Raw genomic sequence first — 20,091 nt, 5'->3', positions numbered from 1 at the left:
GTATTTTTGTCAAGACCGCCTGGGAAATATTTACATGGGACTATTTAAGCATTTCCCACAATATACTGTAACAACGCCATTTGAGGTACTGCCATGAAAAAAAGGAGACAAAAAAACCCGCTGATCCTGGGTACTCTGCTCTTGACCGCCTCCGGAATCGCCGCGCGGATCGCCGGCTTCTTTTACCGGATCTTTCTTTCACATAAAATCAGTACAGAGGCCATGGGGCTCTACCAGCTGGTATATCCCATATATGGCATCTGCTTTTCCCTCTGCTGCGGATCCATCCAGACCGCCATATCCCGATTTGTGGCGGCCGAGCACGGTAAAAAAGGAGAAGGAAACAGCCGCCGGTATCTAGCCTGCGGGTTGATTCTCGCCCTCTCTCTTTCCTTTGCGGCAGCGGCCATCATGTATCAGTATGCCCCGTTTCTAGCTCTCCATGTGCTGTCTGAGCCCCGCTGTGAAAATCTGCTTCGTATCCTGTCCTTCTCTGTCCCCATGAGCGCCGTACATGCCTGCATCTGCGGTTATTATTATGGGCGCAGCAAAGCGCAGGTCCCCGCGGCCGCACAGCTGATCGAGCAGTGTGTCCGCATCATGACCGTGATTGCCGTCGTATACATGGCAGAATCATCGGGAAAGACCATTACCGCCGCGTACGCGGTAGTCGGTCATCTGGCCGGTGAGGCCGGCGCCCTTCTCTCCAGCCTCCTGGCTTTTTCCTTTCATGCTTCCAAACTGGCACGGGAAAAGGGCTTTGTCCAGGAGAGGGGCTCTGAGCCTTCTTCTTATGGCCTTTTGTTCCGCAACTTAGTCCTGATGGTTCTGCCGCTCACGGCGAACCGTCTGGTCATCAGCCTCCTGCAGAGCGCTGAAGCCATCATGATTCCAGGGCGTCTGCGAAGTTTCGGTCTCTCCTCCGGCGACGCCCTGAGCCTGTATGGAGTCCTGACCGGGATGTCCTTACCCTTTATCCTTTTTCCAACGGCCATCACCAATTCCCTTTCGGTCATGCTGCTCCCCCATATTGCAGAAGCTCAGTCCATGAAGGCCTATGAAAGCATCAACTATTCCTCCGCGGTATCCATACGATACAGCTTATACATCGGCATCCTGTTCGCCGGGATTTTCCTCTATTTCGGCCCCTCCGTAGGACCGATCATCTTCCACAACGAAACGGCGGGCAGCTTCTTGTCCGTCCTGGCATGGCTGTGTCCGTTCCTCTATGTATCCGGTACGCTAAACAGCATCATCAACGGACTGGGCTATGCGAAGACTACCTTCTTTCATACGGCCATAGGTCTGACCATCCGGCTCTGTTTTGTCATGTTCCTGATTCCGAGGCTTGGAATCCGCGCTTATCTGTACGGGCTGCTGTGCAGCGAGCTCACCATTACCCTGTTCCACCTGAGCTTTCTGCGAAAGAAGATCGAGCTGCCATTTTCCCCCTTTTATGAGCTCATCCGTCCTACCCTGGCCGTTTTCCTGTCCATCGGCATCACCATGGCTCACGCGTCCCTTCCCATCCATGAAGGAATGCCCGCCCTGTTAGACCTACTGATCTCCGGGATCCTGTTCGTCGTCTGCTTCCTGTTTTTCCTGTATGTGACAAGGCATAAACATTCCGCCTCCCGCATATAGTGAAACTTATCATCTTAAATTAATCAAGGAGCTAACTATGAATACTGAACACAAAAAATTAGTTCGCTGTACGCTTCTCGGTATCCTTCTGGTATCTGTTTTCGGCTCTCTGCTGCATTTCGCCTATGGTGCAAGCGGAGGGAATTTCCTCGTGGGACTCGTCTCCCCTGTGAATGAATCCACCTGGGAACATATGAAGCTTTTATTTTTTCCCATGCTCCTGTATCTGCTCTTGGCGCTGCCGAGACTTAAGGCCTCCTATCCCTGCGCCGTCTCCGCGCTGCCCTCAGGAATACTTGCCGGCACCTTTCTGATACCGATCCTCTTTTATACCTACAGCGGTTTCCTGGGCTTCCATAACCTTATACTGGATATCGCCGTTTTCCTCGTAAGCACAGCAGCCGGGTTCCTCGTCTTTTACCGCCGGACCCTGAACTGCCGGTCAAAAAAATATACTCTGCTTCTCAATCTGCTCCTTACGATCCTCGCGCTCCTGTTCTTCCTCTTCACCTGTTTTCCGCCCTCCATAGGATTGTTCGTTTCCCCTTGAACAAGTTGTTTGACATTTCCGGAAACAGACATTAGAATGAAAGAAAACATGTCAATTCTATTCACCTTTGGAGGGAAAATTTATGTTAGATCTCTTACTTAGAAGAAGAAGCTGCCGGAAGTTTGAAGACAAAGCTGTAGAAGCAGAAAAAAAAGAAAAGCTCCTGCAGGCGGCACAGCTTGCACCTACCGGGAAAGGCACCCGTTCGTGGGAATTTGTAGTGATTGAAAACAAGGATACACTCCAAAAACTCGGCAACTGCCGGAATCCGAAACAGCCGTTTTTGCCGGTGACGCCTCTTGCTATTGTGGTTTTGAGCAACACGCAAAAAACAGATACATGGATTGAAGATGCCGCCATAGCTTCTGTCATCATACAGCTGGAAGCAGAAAGTTTAGGCCTCGGTTCCTGTTGGGCACAGATTCGGTTAAGAGAATCCAATCAGGAAATGAGCAGTGAGGATTATGTGCGGAAGCTCCTTGGGATCCCAGAGCACATGGCAGTGCTTTCCATTATCGCGGTGGGCTATCCGGAAAAGACTTTGCCTGCCCATTCATTAGAGGAAGTGGAGCAAGAAAAGATTCATAGAGAATTCTACTAAAAGTCAGGCGCTGACGCGCCATTTTGGCAGTCACAGACAACCCTGATTCCCATAAAATAAATGATAACGGCCCGCGTGCATAAAGCAGCGGGCCGTTCGTATACATGGATTTTGCCATATTTACAAAATATATGGCGTCACCTGATACACATAAAAATTGATCCAGTTGGTATAAAGGGCATTGGCGTGCATCCTCCACGTGAGAAGAGGCCTCTCCTCCGGGTCATTCTCCGGATAGTAATTCACCGGAACCGCCGTATCCATTCCCTTTCCCCGGTCGCGTCGATATTCCCCGTCCAGAGTTACCCTGTCATACTCAGGATGTCCCATGACAAAAATATGCCGTCCGTCCCTGCTTTGCACCAGAAACACACCTGCCTCATCGGATTCTGCCAGTATGATAAGCTCCGGACAGGCGGCGATATCCTCTTTTCTCACATAAGTATACCTGGAATGAGGCGCGCGGAACACATCGTCAAATCCTCTCACCAGCGGGACCGTCCGGTCCAGCACCTTGTGATCATAGACACCGAACAGCTTTTTTTCCATCTCGTGTTTCTGGATCCCATAGTGATAATACAGACCCGCCTGAGCTCCCCAGCAGATATGTACCGTAGAAGTCACATGAGTCTTTCCCCACTCCATAATCTCCGCAAGCTCCGGCCAATAGTCCACCTCTTCAAATTCCATCTGCTCCACGGGTGCCCCTGTGATGATCATGCCGTCAAATTTCTGCGCGCGGATGGCGTCAAACGTCACATAAAACTTGTTCAGGTGGCTCACAGAGGTATGGGTAGACTCGTGGGTAGACATATGCAGGAATGTGATGTCCAGTTGAATCGGCGTATTGGAAAGAGAGCGGAGAAGCTGTGTCTCCGTATCCTCTTTAATGGGCATCAGATTCAGGATCACAATCTGCAGAGGACGGATGTCCTGAGTAAGCGCGCGGTTCTCATCCATGATGAAAATGTTTTCCGTTTCGAGTATCGCGCGCGCGGGCAAGTCATTTTGTATCTTAATGGGCATAGTCTCTCTCCTATTCTGTCATATTCAGAAATTCCTCTTCCGATATAATGGGAATTCCAAGCTCCTTGGCTTTTTTATTCTTCGAGGAACCTGATAAACTGTCATTGTTTATGAGGTAATCAGTCCTGGCCGTAACAGAACCCGTCACTTTACCGCCCAGAGATTCGATCAGTGCCTTTGCCTCGTTCCGGTTTCCAAACCGTTCCAAAGACCCTGTGATGACAAACGTCTTTCCGGCCAGGATCTGTGTTTCCGCTGATGCCACTTCATCATGAAATGTCACCAGCGAAAGCATTCGGTCTGCCTCCTCATTATTCTTCTCTGACTGGAAATAAGATACCATGCCGTCGGCGATCACCGGGCCGATACCGTCTATCTGCTCCAGTTCCTCCCGGTCCGCATGACGGAGCCTGTCAAAGTCATAATCAAATGCTTTGCAGAGCATCTTTGCGTTGGCCACTCCGATATTGGCGATTCCCAGCCCATAGACAAAGCGGGGCATGGTCGTGTCCTTCGCTTTTTCCAAAGATGACTGAAGATTTTCATAGGATTTCTCTCCAAAACCATCCATGGAAATAATCTGCTCCCGGTAGCGGTCCAGGTAAAATAGATCCGCAAATTCCCGTACGAAACCCGCATCCACAAATTTCTCCAGAGTCGCTTCGGACAGCCCTTCGATATTCATGGCGTCCCGGCTCACAAACAATGAAAAACGCTTGATTCGTTTTGCCTGGCACTCCGGATTCGTGCAGTACAGCGATTTCACGTCGTTTTCCTGTCGTATCTCTGTGGCGCCGCCGCAGACGGGGCAGACCTCTGGTATTTCCAGGCTTCCGCTCCGCGTCAGATTGTCCGCGATCTGAGGGATGATCATGTTGGCCTTATAGACCGTGATCTCATCCCCGACACCCAGCTCCAAGGCTTCCATAATGCTCAGATTATGAACGCTGGCCCTGCTGACTGTAGTCCCCTCCAATTCCACCGGCTCAAATACGGCTACCGGATTGATCAGCCCAGTCCTGGAAGCGCTCCATTCAATATACGAAAGATGAGTGGGCTGTATCTCGTCCGCCCACTTAAACGCAATGGAATCCCGGGGGAATTTCGCGGTCCGGCCCAGAGAACGGCCGTATTCTATATCATCAAAAATCAGAACCAGGCCATCGGACGGGAAGTCGTTGTCCCCAATCCTGCCGGCAAAATCTGCGACTGTATCCGCCACAGTTTCCCGGCTGACCTTCCGATACTCCACCACATCAAATCCCTGCTCGGAAAGCCAAAGGAACTGATTCTCCCTGGAGTTTCCAAAATCCACGCCCTCCGCTTTTACCAGAGAAAACGCAAAAAAATTCACATTCCGCTTCGCTGTGATCTCGTTGTTCAGCTGGCGGACCGTTCCGCTGCAGAGGTTCCGGGGATTCTTATATTTCGCATCCACTTCTGCGATCTCTTCATTTATCTTATAAAAATCCGAATATTTGATCACGGCCTCTCCGCGAAGCACCACTTCCCCGCGGCAGGCGATCGTGAGGGGTACATTGGCAAACACACGGGCATTATTCGTGATGACTTCTCCCACTTCCCCGTTTCCCCGGGTGACTGCTTTTTCAAGCTGCCCGTCCCGGTAGGTCAGTACAATGGTCAGTCCGTCCAGCTTCCAGGACAGGAGGCCGTCCTTATCCCCCAGCCATTCGGCCAGCGCTCCCGAATCCTTTGTCTTATCCAGAGACAGCATCGGGCTCTCGTGTGCTTCCTTGGGAAGCTCACTCAGCAGTTCATAGCCCACCTGTCTGGTAGGACTCTTGGATAAAGTAATCCCAGTTTCCTTCTCCAGAGCCACAAGCTCATCGTACCGTGCGTCATACTCATAATTGCTCATGATCTCCCGGCTCTCCTGATAGTAGGCTTTTCCCGCCTCTCTCAAAAGGTTCACCAGCTCCTTCATCCGTGCGATCTGTCTTTCCTTTTCCATTCTAAGCACCTGCCCGTTGTCTTAACAATTTTTATTCTTATTGAGCTCTTTCCACGGCTTTCCGCTGGAGTCCTTAAGAAGCTCCTGAAGCGCTTTATATTCCTCTGGTGTCGCTTCCCGATAACTTCCGACGGGAATGCCGTCCACGGTAAAATTCATGACTCTTATCCGTCTGAGTCCTCTCACCCGGTAATCAAAGTACTCGCACATCCGCCGAATCTGACGGTTGAGCCCCTGAACCAGGATTATGCGGAATTCCTGCGGCCCGGTCTTTTCTACCCGGCAGGGCGCTGTCACCGTATCCAGGATCGGCACACCTTTTGCCATGGCCTGCAGGAACTCAGGTGTCACTGGTTTATTCACCTTCACCAGATATTCCTTGCTATGAGCATTTCCCCTCCGGAGTATTTTATTCACCAGTTCTCCCTGGTTTGTCATCAGAATAAGCCCTTCTGATTCTTTATCCAGGCGTCCGACCGGATACACGCGGATCGGATAGTTCACCAGATCCACGATATTCTTTTCACCTTTAAATTCCGCGGTGGTACACACTACTCCTGACGGCTTATTCACCAGAAGGAGCACCGGACGTTCCTTTCCTCCCACCGCCTTGCCGTCCACACACACCTGCTGGCCCGGCAGGACCTTCTGGCCCATGGACGCGGTCCCGCCGTCCACCGTCACCCTGCCCTGCGAGGTGAGCCGGTCGGCTTCCCTGCGGGAGCAGACGCCTGCTTCACTCAAATATTTGTTCAAACGGATTCCCTGTTCTTCCACGATCTGCGTACCCTCCGGTTTCTGATTTTAGACGCTGTATGAAATGCTGCAAACAACCTTTTGATTCTAATGCTTTATTATAACTTTCCTTCCGGGCATAGTCAAGCAAAGCGAGCCTCTCCCGCCCCGCCTTCGTGGTTCGTCTATGCTTAGTACACTTCCGCCCCAAAGGGCATCAGCGCCAGCTTTGCCAGCTTGAACTGCTGCATCCCAAAGGGAATCCCTACGATGGTCACACAGAACAAAAGTCCCAGTACCGCGAACTCCAGGGCCATAGGAAGTCCCGATATGACCAGCCAGATTATGTTTAGTAAGAAGGAGCCTGCGCCGCCGCCATAATGAACCTCCTTTCCAAAGGGAAAAAAGCTGAGGCCCGCAAACTTAAAGCACTGTACGCCTATGGGAATACCCACGATGCTTATGCACCACAGGCAGCCCGCCAGGCACCAGCTAAGCCCGCTTAAAAGACCTCCGAAAACAAACCAGACGACATTTCCCAACAATCCCATATCATTATCTCCTATCTTCCAGGCAGAGGCCGGAATACCAGCTCCTTAAGCTCATCAGGATCTCTTCTACTCTCATCCTGGCATCCTCGACCTGCTCCCTGGCTTCCTGTATCCTAGACTGGACCATCCAGTCCGCAACCAGTCCGTCAAAAAAGAAATCCGCGAAGGTCAGAAAACTTCCTATCTCCACCTTAAACTCCATGGGCACCTGTATATCCGACAATTCCTTTTGAAACTTAAGCAGATGAAGCTTAGCCCGCTCGATTTCCTCCCTGGCATCGTCAATTTTGGAATGTTTGATCAGGCTCGCGAAAAAACCTCCTCCAAACATATCCCAGACGCCCCATCCCCTGGCGCTTCCCAATTGATCCTCCGCACATTTCAGGCTGTAAAGCGCCTGTTCTCCGGCTTCGATCGCCTCGCAGACCTCCCGCGTCTGTTTCCTCAGCATATCATTCTTTTCCTCCATATGTCTCCTTTCCTGCCCTCAGGCATTTCCTGCGGCAGATAAGAAACTGGATATATTTCATGATTAGATTCCATCTGATATGAAATAAAAAAGACTTTTATTCCAGCACACCTGCCACAATAAAAGTCTTGCACTTCTCATTTGATACGGATACCTCTTCGGTATCGGGTGACGATTTCAAACCCGTCTCACGACGTTTGGCTACTCCCTCTTATTGAGAGGGATTATAGCATATGCCTTTCAATCTGTCAATCAAAAGACGTCATTCTCCTCTCCCTTTTGCTAAAATATGAATATAGACAAGGTAAAGACACAGTAAGGGTCAGCACCTCTGCCGCCGGTATGGACAGCCATACGCCGTCGGCTCCCAGAATACGGGGCAGCACCAGTACTGCAGCCACGATAAAGACAAAGGTCCTCAGAAAAGAGATCAAAGCGGAGGTCTTCCCGTCCGACAAGGCGGTGAATATCCCGGAAGCCAGAATGTTCGTCCCGGCAAACAGATAATTGAACGCGAATAAGGTCCCTCCCCTGCTGGCCAGTTCATAGGCTTCTGTCCCCTTCTCCATAAAAACCTGGGCGATCAGAGGCGCTCCCGCCCATGCGGCAGCGGTGATGACGACCGCGGAAATCATCACAAAGCGAATGGAAATCCGATATATCCTCCGCAGCAGTTCCTTCCGTCCGGCGCCCAGATTATAGCTGAATACCGGCGCCACACCGATGCTGAATCCCAGATACAGGGCGTTGAACAGAAACTGGCCGTACAAAACCACTGTCATGGCCGCCACTCCGGGCTCCTTTGCCAGCTTCAGCATAATGATGTTGAACAAATATGTGATGACCGCCGTGGACAGATTCGTGACCATCTCAGAGGAACCGTTGAAACAGCTGTTTCCCAGGACTCTTCCATCAAATTTCGGCTTCGCGAACCTAAGGCCGGTCTTTCGGAACGCAAAAAACAGGATTCCCGCCGCTGCGGGGATAGACTGCCCGATCCCGGTAGCCAAAGCCGCGCCGGAGACTCCCATTCCGGCAGGACCCATGAAAACATAATCCAGTATGATATTGGCGACTCCTCCGAAAAGGATCAGTCCCAGTCCAAGCTTGGGCCTGCCTGCCGTCACAAAGAAGGACTGGAACAGCATCTGCAGCATGCACATGGGCGCAAAATACAGGATGACGCTCAGATAGGCGGCACTGTATTCTATCAGCGCGTCCGTGGCCCCAAGGAGACGGCACAGAGGCTCCAGATATAGATTTCCAAAGACCATTCCCAGAACGCCCATTCCGACGCCCACCAAAATGATCATCGTAAAATTCTCATTGGCTTCTTTTTCCTTTTTTTCACCGATCTTTTTTGCAATTACAGCGCTTCCTCCCGTCGCCAGCATAATGCCTGCCGCCATCAGTACATTTGCCACCGGATAGACAATATTGTTGGCCGACAGGGCAAGGCTCCCTACCATCCGTGAGATAAAGATCCCATCCACAATGGTATAAAGGGACATGAACATCATCATGATTATGGTAGGGAGCGCGAACCGTATCAATGAAAAAAATTTGAATTCCTGTGAAATCGAATTACTCATAATACTCCCTCTTTCCTTTACTTTTTTCTCTTCCATGAGGTATGATAAGGTATCGGGTAACCCAATAGTCAATAGAAAATACAAATTTTTACATTAAGAAAGGTTAAATCGGTCCGGATATGGAACATAACCGCTATTTTACCGCTGGGGAATTCGCCAGGATCGCCGGCACCACCAAGTATACCCTCTTTCATTATGATGACATCGGCCTGTTCTGTCCTGCCCTCCGGGCGGATAACGGCTACCGCTATTACTCCATTGAGCAGCTGGAGATTTTCGATGTCATCTGCATCCTGCGGGAGCTGGACATGCCCTTGTCCCAGATACAGGACTATCTCGCCCACAAAAGCCCTGAAGCATTTCGAAAGCTTCTTGCCGACGAGGAAGCCCTGGTCAGTCAAAAAATCGCCCGCCTGAAAAGAACCCGGGACTGGCTCCGGGCAAAAGCGGCCCTGCTGCAAAAATCCCTGGAAAAAGAATCGGCCTCTCTGGAGATTCTCGAATTTCCGGAACAATACTATGTATCCACCTATACTGCTGTGACGGAAGATACGGCAGTGGCACAGAAGATTGCCGCTCTCTACGACCACTGCGAAAAGCATGGATTCAAAAGTCCATATAACGTAGGTTATATTCAAAAATATTCCTCATTATCCCGCGGTGTCTACCAGGATTACCACATCTTTTACCTGCTTTTTGACACTCCGCCAAAAAAGCTGGCCTACACAGTAAAACCGGCCGGCCGCTATCTCTGCGCTTATCATAAGGGGCATTGGAACCGGATAGATGAGACCTATCAGAAACTTCTTCAGTACGTTTCGTCGAATTCCGAAGCCCTGAGTGAAGATTTTTTTGAAGATTACCTCCTGGATGAGCTGGCTGTCAGCGGCGCAGAAAATTATCTGACCCGTATTTCCGTAAGGCTTGAATCCCCTCCTTTGTGAAAGGCCCCGTCGGCCTCACAAATTATCCCGAATCACTCTGCAGGGATTTCCACAGGCAATCTTATCAGACGGAATATCTTTCGTCACCACACTGCCTGCGCCTATCACAACATTGCCGCCGATCGTCACTCCAGGCAGAATGATCGCTCCGCCGCCAATCCAGACATTGTCTCCTATCACGACCGGAGCCGTTCTGGTCTTGCAAAAAGAAAAGGAGCCGTCTTCTTTTATATCTCCAAACCGCTCCCTCGCGCTGACCGGATGAAATGCCGTATATATCTGGACATTCGGCGCGATAAGGGCATTATCGCCTATGATGATCTTATTATCATCCAAAAACGTACAATTCATGTTCACTTCACAGTTGTCACCAAAGTAAATGTTATTTCCATAGTCCACAAAAAACGGGGCCGTGATCCAAAGGTTTGTACCTCGTCCGCCCAAAAGCTCATTCAGTATCTTATTCTTCTCTTCTGAATCCTCCGAATCCAGCTGATTATAGATACGGATCAGATTTTTGGCTTTATGCCATCTGGCCAAAAGCTCCCCGTCGCCGCAGTCATATAATTCTCCCGCCAGCATTTTCTCCCGTTCTGTCATATTTTTTCCTTTCCAGACCATTCCGTCAGCAATTGGATACAAGCATCAATGAACTTCTATGTCCAAATATAAAGGCTCTCCCGGTAAAAATCAAATTAATTCTGATTTAGAAGAAAATCAAATACGGAGCGTGCAGTAAACTGCAACGCTCCGTATCCTTTTATACGATGTTATATTATGCTCTTGCTTTTATTTTGACCTTTGTTTTCAGCGCACTGCTCTCTTTATAAGGACGGAACAGCATGAACAGGATAAACGCCACGATCACAAACGCGATGACCGCGCCTGCCACATTTCCGCCGCCGGTGAATAGCATACCCAGCTGGTAGAGCACAAAAGCAGTCGCATAGGCGAACAGACACTGATAACCGATCGCAAACCAGGTCCACTTGGCGCTGTTCATCTCGCGCTTGATCGCTCCGATCGCCGCAAAACAGGGGGCACACAGAAGATTAAAGACCAAGAATGAGTAAGCTGCCAAGGGTGTGAAAGCGGCGCGCATGTTGCTCCAGATCTGCCAGCCGTTTTCCGCTACTTCCTCAAAGCCTCCGAACAAGACTCCAAAGGTTCCCACTACGTTTTCCTTTGCGATCAGGCCGGTAACCGTAGCCACCGCACCCTGCCAGTGTCCCCAGCCGAGGGGCGCGAAGATCCACGCGACCGCACCTCCGACAGCCGCCAGGATACTGTCATTCATTTCCACCATACCGAATCTTCCATCGGCCCAGCCGAAGGAAGAAGTGAACCATACCAGAATCGTCGCGAGCAGGATGATCGTACCGGCCTTTTTAATGAAGGACCAGCCTCTTTCCCACATGGAGCGGAGTACATTTCCGACAGTCGGCCAGTGATAAGCGGGAAGCTCCATGACGAACGGAGCGGGATCGCCTGCAAACATCTTCGTCTTTTTCAGCATGATGCCGGAAATGACGATTGCCGCGATACCAATAAAGTAGGCGCTGGGCGCTACCCACCAGGCTCCTCCGAACAGGGCTCCGGCGATCAGGGCGATGATCGGCAGCTTTGCGCCGCAGGGGATAAAAGTCGTGGTCATGATCGTCATTTTACGGTCACGGTCATTTTCAATGGTCCTGGACGCCATGATACCGGGAACGCCGCAGCCGGTACCGATCAGCATGGGGATAAAGGATTTACCGGAAAGCCCGAACTTCCGGAAAATACGGTCCATGACGAAAGCGATACGCGCCATATAACCGCAGCTCTCCAAAAATGCCAGGAACAGGAACAGAACGAGCATCTGCGGGACGAATCCGAGTACGGCTCCGACGCCGGCAATAATCCCGTCCAGTATCAGTCCTTTCAGCCAGGAAGCACAATTTACCGCATCCAGGCTTCTTTCCACAAGTCCGGGAATTCCAGGCACCCACACGCCGAAATCGGCAGGATCCGGTTCTTCCTGTTCCGCAGCCTCCAAATAAGTATCATAGGTGACCGGAATCTCTTCTTCTACATTTCCGTTGTCGTCGTAGAGATACGCCGTCGTTTCGAGATCCGCCGCATTCTCCGGATCCATCCCGGCTGCTTCCGCGGCAGCTTCAAATGCTTTCGTCACCGCGCCGGGCACCTCATATTCTTCTGCCGCTTCTCCATAGGCGGAAGAACCGATTCCAAACAGATGCCATCCGTCTCCGAACACGCCGTCGTTGGCCCAATCCGTCGCGATGGTCCCTACCGTGCTGACTGACACAAAATATACAATGAACATGACCGCCGCAAAGATCGGAAGGGCCAGGAAACGGTTGGTCACCACCCGGTCAATTTTATCCGAGACGGAAAGGCCTCCGGCGTTCTTTTTCTTACAGCAGCCTTTTATAATGGAAGCTATGTAGACATAACGCTCATTGGTGATAATGCTTTCCGCGTCGTCATCCAGCTCTTTCTCCGCTGCTTTTATGTCTCCTTCCATATGGGCGAGCACCGTCTTATCCAGCTTAAGCTGTTCCAGTACTTTTTCGTCCCGCTCAAATATCTTGATCGCATACCAGCGCTGCTGTTCCAGCGGCATATTATGGACGGCCGCCTCCTCAATGTGGGCGATCGCATGCTCCACAACTCCGCTGAAGCTGTGCTGGGGCACCGTCTTCGTCCCCTCCGCGGCCCTCACGGCTTCCTCGGCCGCATCCATGATCCCCATTCCCTTCAGCGCGGAAATTTCCACGACCTTGCAGCCCAGCTGCCTGGATAGCTCGCCGACATTGATCTTATCCCCGTTTTTCTTGACGACATCCATCATATTGACGGCTACCACCACAGGAATCCCCAGCTCAGTAAGCTGAGTGGTCAGATACAGGTTTCTCTCCAGGTTCGTTCCGTCAATGATATTCAGGATGGCGTCCGGCCGTTCACTTATCAGATAATTTCTGGCGACAACTTCTTCCAATGTATAGGGTGAAAGCGAGTAAATCCCCGGAAGATCCATGATGATCACATTATCATGCTTCTTCAGCTTTCCTTCCTTCTTTTCCACCGTCACTCCCGGCCAGTTTCCCACAAACTGGTTAGAACCGGTCAAGGCATTGAATAATGTCGTCTTGCCGCTGTTGGGATTCCCCGCAAGAGCAATTTTGATATCCATCGCATTCTGTCCTTTCCAAAAATAATTAGTCTCCTCTAACCTTCGTTCTGAAAAACAGGGAGCCGCGCTCCCCATGGTTATTCTACTTCAATCATGTCCGCATCCGCTTTCCGAATGGACAGCTCATATCCTCTGACGGTAATCTCTATGGGGTCGCCCAAAGGAGCTACCTTCCGAACATGGACCTCCACACCGCGCGTGATGCCCATATCCATGATTCTGCGCTTCACGGCGCCTTCGCCGTGGAGCTTCACCACTTTGGCCGAATCGCCCACTTTCACCTGCCTCAATGTTTTCATACTGTCTCCTCCTGATTCTCTGTACTGGCCTGCACCATGATCTTTCCGGCCATCTCCCGGCTGATCGCCACGCGCGAATCTTTAACATTTACTATGAGATTTCCTCCCATAGTGGAAACCACGGTGATGCTGCCTCCGGAAACAAAGCCAAGATTCTCCAGATGCGCCCGGACCTCCGGCTTTCCACTGACCTTCCTGATCATGTTCTCTTCCCCGATAACTGCTAGTGTCAACGGCATCATATTCATCCCTCTCTCAATGGTAAGTATGCACTAACCAGTCTCCAAAAATATATGGTTAGATTTTCCTAACCATGCTCATGTTAGCATCATCTAACCATTTTGTCAAGAATACTTTTTGACATTTTCTGATTTCGCCTTTCTTTCCGCGAAGAAGAGGCGGCCGTTCAGCCGCCCATGTATTTTTCTATCACCTGATACAGCAATTCCAATTCCAGGGGTTTCACCAGATGGGCGTTCATTCCCGCGGATATGGAAGCCTCCATATCTTTTTTCATCGCATTGGCCGTCATGGCTATGATAGGAACCGCAGCCGCGTCCTTTCTGTCCATGCTCCGTATCCGACGGGCCGCCTCCAGCCCATCCATCACCGGCATCTGCAGATCCATAAAGACGAGATCATAATAAAATTCTGGAACGGCAGAAAACTGTTCGACCGCCTCCAGGCCATTCTCCGCCGTCTCCACCGCAAACCCGGTCTGGCCAAGGATTTCTTCCGCTATTTCCCGATTAAAGGCATTGTCCTCCACCAAAAGCAGCCTTTTCCCTTTGTAGGATCGTTCTGACTGTATCTGAGGCCTCGCGTTGGATTCCACGTTTTCTTTCAGAACGTATTTTTTGATCGTATAGACCAGATTGGACTTAAGCATCGGCTTGACGACAAAGCCGTTGGCTCCCGCCGCCAGCGCTTCTTCTTCATAATCCAGCCAGTCATAAGCGGAAATCAGGATGATTGGAATATCGGGACCCGCCACAGCCCGAATCTTCCTCGTCGTCTCAATGCCGTTCATCCCCGGCATCGTCAAATCTATGATCACAGCAAGAAAATCCTCATTTATCCGATGGTTCTTCTCAACCTCTTCCACTGCTTCTTCTCCACTCAGCACCCATCTGCTGCTCAGTCCGATCTCATCCAGCCGTTCGCAGACAGTTTCGCAGGCAATCCTGTCATCGTCCACCACCAATACAGGAAACGTCTCTTTCAGCTTTAGATCCAGCTTCTCTTCTTCACAAACCTCCAAATACAGAATGACTGTAAATTTTGATCCCTTCCCATAGACACTTTCCACCTGGATATCGCCGTTCATCATCCGGACAATATTCTGGCTGATGGCCATGCCAAGCCCTGTTCCCTGGATGGAACGCACGTCGGCATCGTCCGCCCGCTCAAAAGGGGTGAACAGCTTTTTCAAAAATTCCGGCTTCATGCCATATCCGTTATCCTGAAAAGAAAATTCATAGCAGCCGCAGCCCTGGATCTGAGACGGCTTTTCCCGGATTTCAAACAGGATTTCCCCATCATCCGGCGTGTATTTGACCGCATTGGAAAGGATATTCAAAAAGACCTGCTGGATCCGCTGGGGATCGCCAATGACATTTTCGTGACGCAGCCCGTAAGCATGGATATTAAAACGGTGATTTTTATCCATGATAGACGGCTGCATGACCGTAATAATATTCTGAAGCAGATCGCTCAGGCTGAATTCTTCCTCGGAGAGAGCGATCCGCCCGCTTTCGATCCGCGCCATATCCAGCACTTCATTGATCAAGCTTAAAAGCAGCTTGGAAGATAATGTGATCTTTTCCAAGCAATTTAAGACCCGCTCTTTATCATCAATATGAGTTCCCGCAATGGCGGTCATACCGATGATCGCATTCATGGGCGTGCGGATGTCATGGCTCATGCGGGACAAGAATTCCGATTTCGCCCGGTTGGCCTGTTCTGCCGATTCCAGGGCATTGTGCAGCATTTCTGAACGCTCCTCCAGCTGCTTTTGCAGTTCCCTCTGTTCCGTGATATCCGTCACATCAATATAGATAATCAAATAAACTGGGTTTCCGTCCAGCCAGTCAACACAGTCTCCGTTGACTTGCAGCCACATATCGCCGCCTGATCTGTCCTTTGCCTGCAGTGTGAAATGAACTGGTTTACCGGCACGCATTAATGGAAAATTTTGACGGTACGCAGAATGATTCTGCTCCGATCCATAATTCGTGATTCCTTTATAAAGACCGTTTTCCGAAAATTCCTCAAAGGATTCTGTAAACCGGTCATTGGCATATAGAAAACGAAATCCGTCTCCGTCCACGCGGAACTTGGCTACGAAACCCGGGAGATTGCTGTAAGTGACCGACTGCTCTTTCTGAACTCGTACCAAATCATCAATATTGGTCATGACCGTATACGAAACCTGGTATCCGTTCACATACTCATCGGAAAACGAATTACAAATCTGGACCCATACATGTCCGCCGCCTTTTTGGGGCATCTTCGCCACCAGACGATATCCGTTCTGATGCTTCGCGACTGTTTCCATGACCGTCTCCGTAAGTTCCTTCCATTCATCCTGAAAGTCCTCGTAATATAAATCCGGACGGTTGTGAAAAATCTCCTCATATTCTTCTTTTGGCCAGCCGATCAGCTCATAATAAAAATCGTTGGCCCAGACCAGCGTAAAATGTTCATCCAGCAGATGTTTGCTCACGCTGACGCCCAAAAGCCGCATCAGTGTATTATACTCATAATCAGCCGACTGGGCTGTCACAATTCCGGCAGAGTCTGTTATCTCATTTTTCATATTGAATCCTCCCGGTAATTACCTTTCTAAACAATGGAATGGGGCTGCCGCCCTTTTATCATTATATGGCAGTCTGTCGGCTGTCGTCATCCCTCGACCTTTATCATCATATCACATTTTTATCCACATGGAAAGAATAATTTGGGAATACTCAAACGGATATCAAAAATAGATTTTAATTAAAAAACATGGTATACTTTATCACAGGTATTTAAGAAAGAATGGTGTCGGACTATTGGAGAAGAAAAATTTTCAGATTTTGATCTACCGTTATATGATGGCGCGAATCCACTACGGATTCTATCCAGAAAAGGAACCCTTTCCTTCCATCCACAGACTCAGCAAAATGTTCCGCGTTTCGACTATGACGATACGCTGTGCCTACAAAATGCTGGAAGAAGACGGTTATATTTTTACAGCCAAAAATAAGCGGCCTGTACTCGTCCGCACTCCTGACGCCGCCGGAGAACTGCCGCCCTGCCTGTATACTTCGGAACAGACATTCCAGGATCTGTACCAAAGCCTGGCACTTTTTCTGCCAAGCATTTTTTGTTACGGACTCTTTCTCTGCGATGACGAAGATCTGGAATCGTTAGGCAGGATCCTCAGCTGTCCCGGCAACGCCTGGGACGAGCCGGTAATACGGTTTTTGTCCGGAATCGTCGGCAAACTTAAAAATCCACTGCTGGACGATCTCTACTACGATGTACTGCTGTATTCCTATCCCTTTTTCCTCTCCCGCATGTTTCAGGACGCACCAAAATGGCAAACGCCTCATGAACTGATATGCCAGTATTTCCGGAAGATTCTCTTCGTACGAAAGAAAGGAGATTTCGACGAACTTCGGACGCTGGTCAATAAAATTTACCAGAAATATCAGTTTGTCCTTATCCCGCGGTCTGAGAGTCTGCCCGCTGAAAACTTCTACCGCTGGTCAAAGCCTCAGATATGCGGGAGCATCGCCGCCAAGCTGGTCTGCCGAATCTTCTGCGGTATCTATCCCGCAGGCACCTTTCTTCCATCCGCATCCGTTTTGGCAGAAGAGTTTTCTGCCGCGGTCATTACCATGCGCCGGACCATCAAGCTCCTAGATAATCTTGGAATAACAGAATCCATTAACGGCAGAGGAACAAGGGTCCTCTCTGAACAAGAAAGCTTAGAAAGGGTCGACTGGCAGGATCTCCAGGTCCAAAAGAAAATCCTCTCTTTTTTGTATTGTCTTCAAATTCTGGCCATCACCTGCCGAAAAGTGACAGAAGGGATTTTGCCCTGCTTGAAGAGAGAAGAGCTTCTCGACGCCTCATCCAGACTCTGTATTGCAAAGAAATTGAACCGGACCGGCCTTATGGAAGTAATCTGCCTGAATCTTCTGCTCCGCTCTGAAAAATACTTATCCATCCGGGATATTTATGAACACCTATTGAGTCATCTCATATGGGGATATCCGCTCTCATATCTGCCGCCCGCGTCCAGTCTGGGCGCTTATGCCGTAAACCTCGCGGAAAGCCTGGAGGCCGGAGACAGCCGCCGTTTTTCCGAGGAATTAGAAAAAAGCCTCCACGCCCTTTTTCATTCTTGCAGAAAAAAAGCGGTTTCCGTGGGAATCGAAGAAGCCGGTACGCTGGATCTCCCGCCCATTTCTGCTTCGTGATCCAGATTTGCTGAATTATTCTTCCCATGCGCTCCTTGTGGTATACCCCACATCAGAAAGGAAAAAAATGAACAACAGCTTTTTTGAATCTTTAATACTGCCTCCTGTTTATACAAAATCAAATGCTGAGTTTTGGAACGATGGATATATTTCCAAGCAAATGCTTAAAGCACACTTGGATCCGGAATTTGACGGAGCCAGCAGAAGGCTAGAATTTATTAAACAATCTGCCGCATGGATAAATGAACTTGTCCCTCCTTCTGAATATCCTTCACTTCTTGATGTTGGATGCGGGCCCGGTATCTACGCTGAAAAATTTGCCGAAGCAGGATATCATGTTACTGGAATAGACTTCTCGAAACGTTCTATTGATTTTGCAAAGCAATCTGCCATGGATAAGAATTTAGACATTCATTATTTGTATCAAAATTATTTAAATATGGATTTAATGGACCGGTTCGACCTTTCTGTGATGATTTACTGCGATTACGGTGTGTTGTCTCCAGATGAAAGACAGGCTATCCTGGGCAAAATCTTTCATCATCTAAATCCAGGCGGAAAATTATTATTGGATGTTTTTTCTATGAATAAATTTAATAATTTCAAAGAACAGCAGATCTGGGAGTTCTGCTGCAACGGCGGATTTTGGCGTCCCGATGAATACGCTGCCTTAAGCGGTTTCTACAAGTATCCGGATTATGTGACTTTGGATTTGATAACGATCGTCTCAAAAGACGAAATCGTACCTTATTATCTATGGAACACTTATTTCTCAGGAAAACGCTTAATAAAAGAAGCCGAAAAAACTGGTTTTAAAGTATGCGGCATATATAGTGATGTTACGGGAAAGAGCTATCAATCCGATAGCGACACAATCGCAGTCCTATTAGAAAAGTAATGTTTCATTGAATGTTCAAGATTATAAGAATTAAAATTTTACAGCGACTTATCCCAGATATCATCCAGAGATCCCGCTTTCAGGATCCTGTCATAGGAGGAATAGCGGGGGGCCTGAGGGGCCTGGCCCTTTTTTCTCCCAAGGCCCACTTTATTGATTTTTTTCAGAGAACCGGGCCTGAAAAGCACAATATACTTGTTGGTATCCTTATATTTCTCAATCCTGTCCACCTCTGCTATATAAGTGATACCGGATACCGGCGCCACCTGATAAGCCGCGATATAGCGGATTCTGTCCAGCATGGCTCCGGATATCCGTACCGCGAACCATCTGTTGTTTTTCAGGAACTCCTCCTCAAAGCCCTCTTTTCTGGCCGGAACGACGATCGTATCCAGCTCATCGGCATCCTCCGCGGCAGGCAGGCCGGTCAGTACGTCATCCTTGAAGGGAGTGAAACGATGCAGCCTTTCGTTTCCACAGATATAAGTCTGTGCCTCGATGACTTCCGTCGCCATCGTCAGCTGCCCCATCACATTGGACAGCTCCTCTGTTGCCTCATCTATCACGATGATTGCCGCCGGCTTGCTGTCAAAGATGACCTTATCCAGCAATTCATTGATGTTTCCGTATCTTGACTCCCGAAAAAACTGACAGAGCTTTTCCTTTTTTGAAAAATCCCGGTCGATATTGTCAAGCAGCAGGCTCTTCATCTTGTACTTGTCTGTTTCAGATGATATTCCAAACCGCAGGATCTGCTCTCCGATATGCCCGTAGACATCGTGCCCTGTGAGCTCCACCTCCACAAGATAGAGACGGGGATTGTCATGAAAGGTCAGATCTAGATAGTATCCGTCCGGCACCGCCGCCCCCTTTTTCGGAGTCCCGATGAGCCTCTTCATGTCAAAATAGATCCCCGACGCGCCGAAGATCGCCTCTGCGTTGGAAACGACCATCCGTTCAAATTCCGCCTCTTTTTCATACTTATACTGGCAGTATAGATTGCCAGATTCATCTATTATCTTATACATCCAGATCTCCTCCCTTAAAATCTTCCGAGATTTCTTTGTTCTATTATAAAAGAATCCGGAAAAATAGCAATAGCAGGGATACAAGCTTTGGTGCCCTCCTTGTGCACTCCTCTTTTT

The 20,091-nt window shown here is 49.4% G+C and carries 18 protein-coding genes; 6 read left to right on the top strand and 12 right to left on the bottom strand.

Features of this window, described 5'->3' with window-relative positions:
* The first annotated feature begins 93 nt into the window (after positions 1 to 93).
* The 3 genes from H9Q78_RS13175 to H9Q78_RS13165 all read left to right on the top strand — a co-directional run bounded on the left by H9Q78_RS13175 (position 94) and on the right by H9Q78_RS13165 (position 2,795).
* Positions 94 to 1,644, top strand: coding sequence for a putative polysaccharide biosynthesis protein (locus tag H9Q78_RS13175; protein WP_249302300.1), 1,551 nt, complete (start codon positions 94 to 96; stop codon positions 1,642 to 1,644).
* 37 nt (positions 1,645 to 1,681) lie between these two features.
* Positions 1,682 to 2,194 (top strand): DUF6512 family protein, encoded by a 513-nt coding sequence (locus H9Q78_RS13170; RefSeq protein WP_249302299.1) that lies wholly within the window; start codon positions 1,682 to 1,684, stop codon positions 2,192 to 2,194.
* An 82-nt stretch (positions 2,195 to 2,276) separates the two neighbouring features.
* Positions 2,277 to 2,795 carry a nitroreductase family protein gene (locus H9Q78_RS13165; RefSeq protein ID WP_249302298.1) on the top strand — a complete coding sequence of 173 codons (519 nt, stop codon included), beginning with the start codon at positions 2,277 to 2,279 and terminating at the stop codon, positions 2,793 to 2,795.
* Between the two features lie 120 nt (positions 2,796 to 2,915).
* Here H9Q78_RS13165 and metA read toward each other — a convergent pair whose 3' ends face one another.
* The 6 genes from metA to H9Q78_RS13135 all read right to left on the bottom strand — a co-directional run bounded on the left by metA (position 2,916) and on the right by H9Q78_RS13135 (position 9,140).
* Positions 2,916 to 3,821, bottom strand: a complete 906-nt coding sequence (gene metA, locus H9Q78_RS13160; RefSeq protein ID WP_249302296.1) for a homoserine O-acetyltransferase MetA — start codon at positions 3,819 to 3,821, stop codon at positions 2,916 to 2,918.
* Between the two features lie 10 nt (positions 3,822 to 3,831).
* A complete protein-coding gene (gene ligA, locus H9Q78_RS13155) occupies positions 3,832 to 5,793 on the bottom strand; it encodes an NAD-dependent DNA ligase LigA (protein WP_249302295.1) in 1,962 nt (653 codons plus the stop codon).
* Positions 5,794 to 5,814: 21 nt separating this feature from the next.
* Complete coding sequence (locus H9Q78_RS13150) at positions 5,815 to 6,570, bottom strand: pseudouridine synthase (RefSeq protein ID WP_249302294.1); 756 nt, start codon at positions 6,568 to 6,570, stop codon at positions 5,815 to 5,817.
* Positions 6,571 to 6,719: 149 nt separating this feature from the next.
* Positions 6,720 to 7,079: a YccF domain-containing protein gene (locus H9Q78_RS13145; RefSeq protein ID WP_249302293.1), complete on the bottom strand. Its 360-nt coding sequence runs from the start codon at positions 7,077 to 7,079 to the stop codon at positions 6,720 to 6,722.
* A 4-nt stretch (positions 7,080 to 7,083) separates the two neighbouring features.
* Positions 7,084 to 7,548: a hypothetical protein gene (locus tag H9Q78_RS13140; protein WP_249302292.1), complete on the bottom strand. Its 465-nt coding sequence runs from the start codon at positions 7,546 to 7,548 to the stop codon at positions 7,084 to 7,086.
* 248 nt (positions 7,549 to 7,796) lie between these two features.
* Complete coding sequence (locus H9Q78_RS13135) at positions 7,797 to 9,140, bottom strand: MATE family efflux transporter (protein WP_249302291.1); 1,344 nt, start codon at positions 9,138 to 9,140, stop codon at positions 7,797 to 7,799.
* A 119-nt stretch (positions 9,141 to 9,259) separates the two neighbouring features.
* Here H9Q78_RS13135 and H9Q78_RS13130 point away from each other — a divergent pair, with 119 nt between their 5' ends.
* A complete protein-coding gene (locus tag H9Q78_RS13130; RefSeq protein ID WP_249302290.1) occupies positions 9,260 to 10,084 on the top strand; it encodes a MerR family transcriptional regulator in 825 nt (274 codons plus the stop codon).
* 15 nt (positions 10,085 to 10,099) lie between these two features.
* Here H9Q78_RS13130 and H9Q78_RS13125 read toward each other — a convergent pair whose 3' ends face one another.
* The 5 genes from H9Q78_RS13125 to H9Q78_RS13105 form a co-directional block, all read right to left on the bottom strand.
* A complete protein-coding gene (locus tag H9Q78_RS13125) occupies positions 10,100 to 10,684 on the bottom strand; it encodes a sugar O-acetyltransferase (RefSeq protein WP_249302288.1) in 585 nt (194 codons plus the stop codon).
* Positions 10,685 to 10,859: 175 nt separating this feature from the next.
* The gene (feoB, locus tag H9Q78_RS13120) at positions 10,860 to 13,280 is read right to left on the bottom strand and encodes a ferrous iron transport protein B (protein ID WP_249302287.1); all 2,421 of its coding nucleotides are present in this window, start codon (positions 13,278 to 13,280) and stop codon (positions 10,860 to 10,862) included.
* A gap of 77 nt (positions 13,281 to 13,357) precedes the next feature.
* Positions 13,358 to 13,579, bottom strand: coding sequence for a FeoA family protein (locus H9Q78_RS13115; RefSeq protein WP_147597267.1), 222 nt, complete (start codon positions 13,577 to 13,579; stop codon positions 13,358 to 13,360).
* Complete coding sequence (locus H9Q78_RS13110; RefSeq protein WP_147597268.1) at positions 13,576 to 13,821, bottom strand: FeoA family protein; 246 nt, start codon at positions 13,819 to 13,821, stop codon at positions 13,576 to 13,578. Before H9Q78_RS13110 ends, H9Q78_RS13115 begins: the two co-directional genes overlap by 4 nt.
* A gap of 164 nt (positions 13,822 to 13,985) precedes the next feature.
* Positions 13,986 to 16,397 (bottom strand): PAS domain-containing hybrid sensor histidine kinase/response regulator, encoded by a 2,412-nt coding sequence (locus tag H9Q78_RS13105; protein ID WP_249302285.1) that lies wholly within the window; start codon positions 16,395 to 16,397, stop codon positions 13,986 to 13,988.
* A 235-nt stretch (positions 16,398 to 16,632) separates the two neighbouring features.
* Here H9Q78_RS13105 and H9Q78_RS13100 point away from each other — a divergent pair, with 235 nt between their 5' ends.
* Positions 16,633 to 18,048 carry a GntR family transcriptional regulator gene (locus H9Q78_RS13100; protein WP_249302283.1) on the top strand — a complete coding sequence of 472 codons (1,416 nt, stop codon included), beginning with the start codon at positions 16,633 to 16,635 and terminating at the stop codon, positions 18,046 to 18,048.
* A gap of 67 nt (positions 18,049 to 18,115) precedes the next feature.
* Positions 18,116 to 18,946, top strand: coding sequence for a class I SAM-dependent methyltransferase (locus tag H9Q78_RS13095; RefSeq protein ID WP_249302281.1), 831 nt, complete (start codon positions 18,116 to 18,118; stop codon positions 18,944 to 18,946).
* Positions 18,947 to 18,984: 38 nt separating this feature from the next.
* Here the strand turns inward: H9Q78_RS13095 and H9Q78_RS13090 are convergent, their stop codons facing one another.
* Positions 18,985 to 19,974: a hypothetical protein gene (locus H9Q78_RS13090; protein ID WP_249302279.1), complete on the bottom strand. Its 990-nt coding sequence runs from the start codon at positions 19,972 to 19,974 to the stop codon at positions 18,985 to 18,987.
* Between the last annotated feature and the right edge of the window lie 117 nt (positions 19,975 to 20,091).

Source organism: Qiania dongpingensis (assembly GCF_014337195.1).
Lineage (GTDB): Bacteria > Bacillota > Clostridia > Lachnospirales > Lachnospiraceae > Lientehia > Lientehia dongpingensis.
The sequence above is the reverse complement of the archived record's forward strand: the minus strand, read 5'-3'. Positions and strand labels throughout refer to the sequence as shown.

Coding starts and splice junctions, on each gene's coding strand:
- H9Q78_RS13175 (WP_249302300.1), top strand. CDS start 94: ATGAAAAAAAGGAGACAAAAAAACCCGCTGATCCTGGGTACTCTGCTC.
- H9Q78_RS13170 (WP_249302299.1), top strand. CDS start 1,682: ATGAATACTGAACACAAAAAATTAGTTCGCTGTACGCTTCTCGGTATC.
- H9Q78_RS13165 (WP_249302298.1), top strand. CDS start 2,277: ATGTTAGATCTCTTACTTAGAAGAAGAAGCTGCCGGAAGTTTGAAGAC.
- metA (WP_249302296.1), bottom strand. CDS start 3,821: ATGCCCATTAAGATACAAAATGACTTGCCCGCGCGCGCGATACTCGAA.
- ligA (WP_249302295.1), bottom strand. CDS start 5,793: ATGGAAAAGGAAAGACAGATCGCACGGATGAAGGAGCTGGTGAACCTT.
- H9Q78_RS13145 (WP_249302293.1), bottom strand. CDS start 7,079: ATGGGATTGTTGGGAAATGTCGTCTGGTTTGTTTTCGGAGGTCTTTTA.
- H9Q78_RS13140 (WP_249302292.1), bottom strand. CDS start 7,548: ATGGAGGAAAAGAATGATATGCTGAGGAAACAGACGCGGGAGGTCTGC.
- H9Q78_RS13135 (WP_249302291.1), bottom strand. CDS start 9,140: ATGAGTAATTCGATTTCACAGGAATTCAAATTTTTTTCATTGATACGG.
- H9Q78_RS13130 (WP_249302290.1), top strand. CDS start 9,260: ATGGAACATAACCGCTATTTTACCGCTGGGGAATTCGCCAGGATCGCC.
- H9Q78_RS13125 (WP_249302288.1), bottom strand. CDS start 10,684: ATGACAGAACGGGAGAAAATGCTGGCGGGAGAATTATATGACTGCGGC.
- feoB (WP_249302287.1), bottom strand. CDS start 13,280: ATGGATATCAAAATTGCTCTTGCGGGGAATCCCAACAGCGGCAAGACG.
- H9Q78_RS13115 (WP_147597267.1), bottom strand. CDS start 13,579: ATGAAAACATTGAGGCAGGTGAAAGTGGGCGATTCGGCCAAAGTGGTG.
- H9Q78_RS13110 (WP_147597268.1), bottom strand. CDS start 13,821: ATGATGCCGTTGACACTAGCAGTTATCGGGGAAGAGAACATGATCAGG.
- H9Q78_RS13105 (WP_249302285.1), bottom strand. CDS start 16,397: ATGAAAAATGAGATAACAGACTCTGCCGGAATTGTGACAGCCCAGTCG.
- H9Q78_RS13095 (WP_249302281.1), top strand. CDS start 18,116: ATGAACAACAGCTTTTTTGAATCTTTAATACTGCCTCCTGTTTATACA.
- H9Q78_RS13090 (WP_249302279.1), bottom strand. CDS start 19,974: ATGTATAAGATAATAGATGAATCTGGCAATCTATACTGCCAGTATAAG.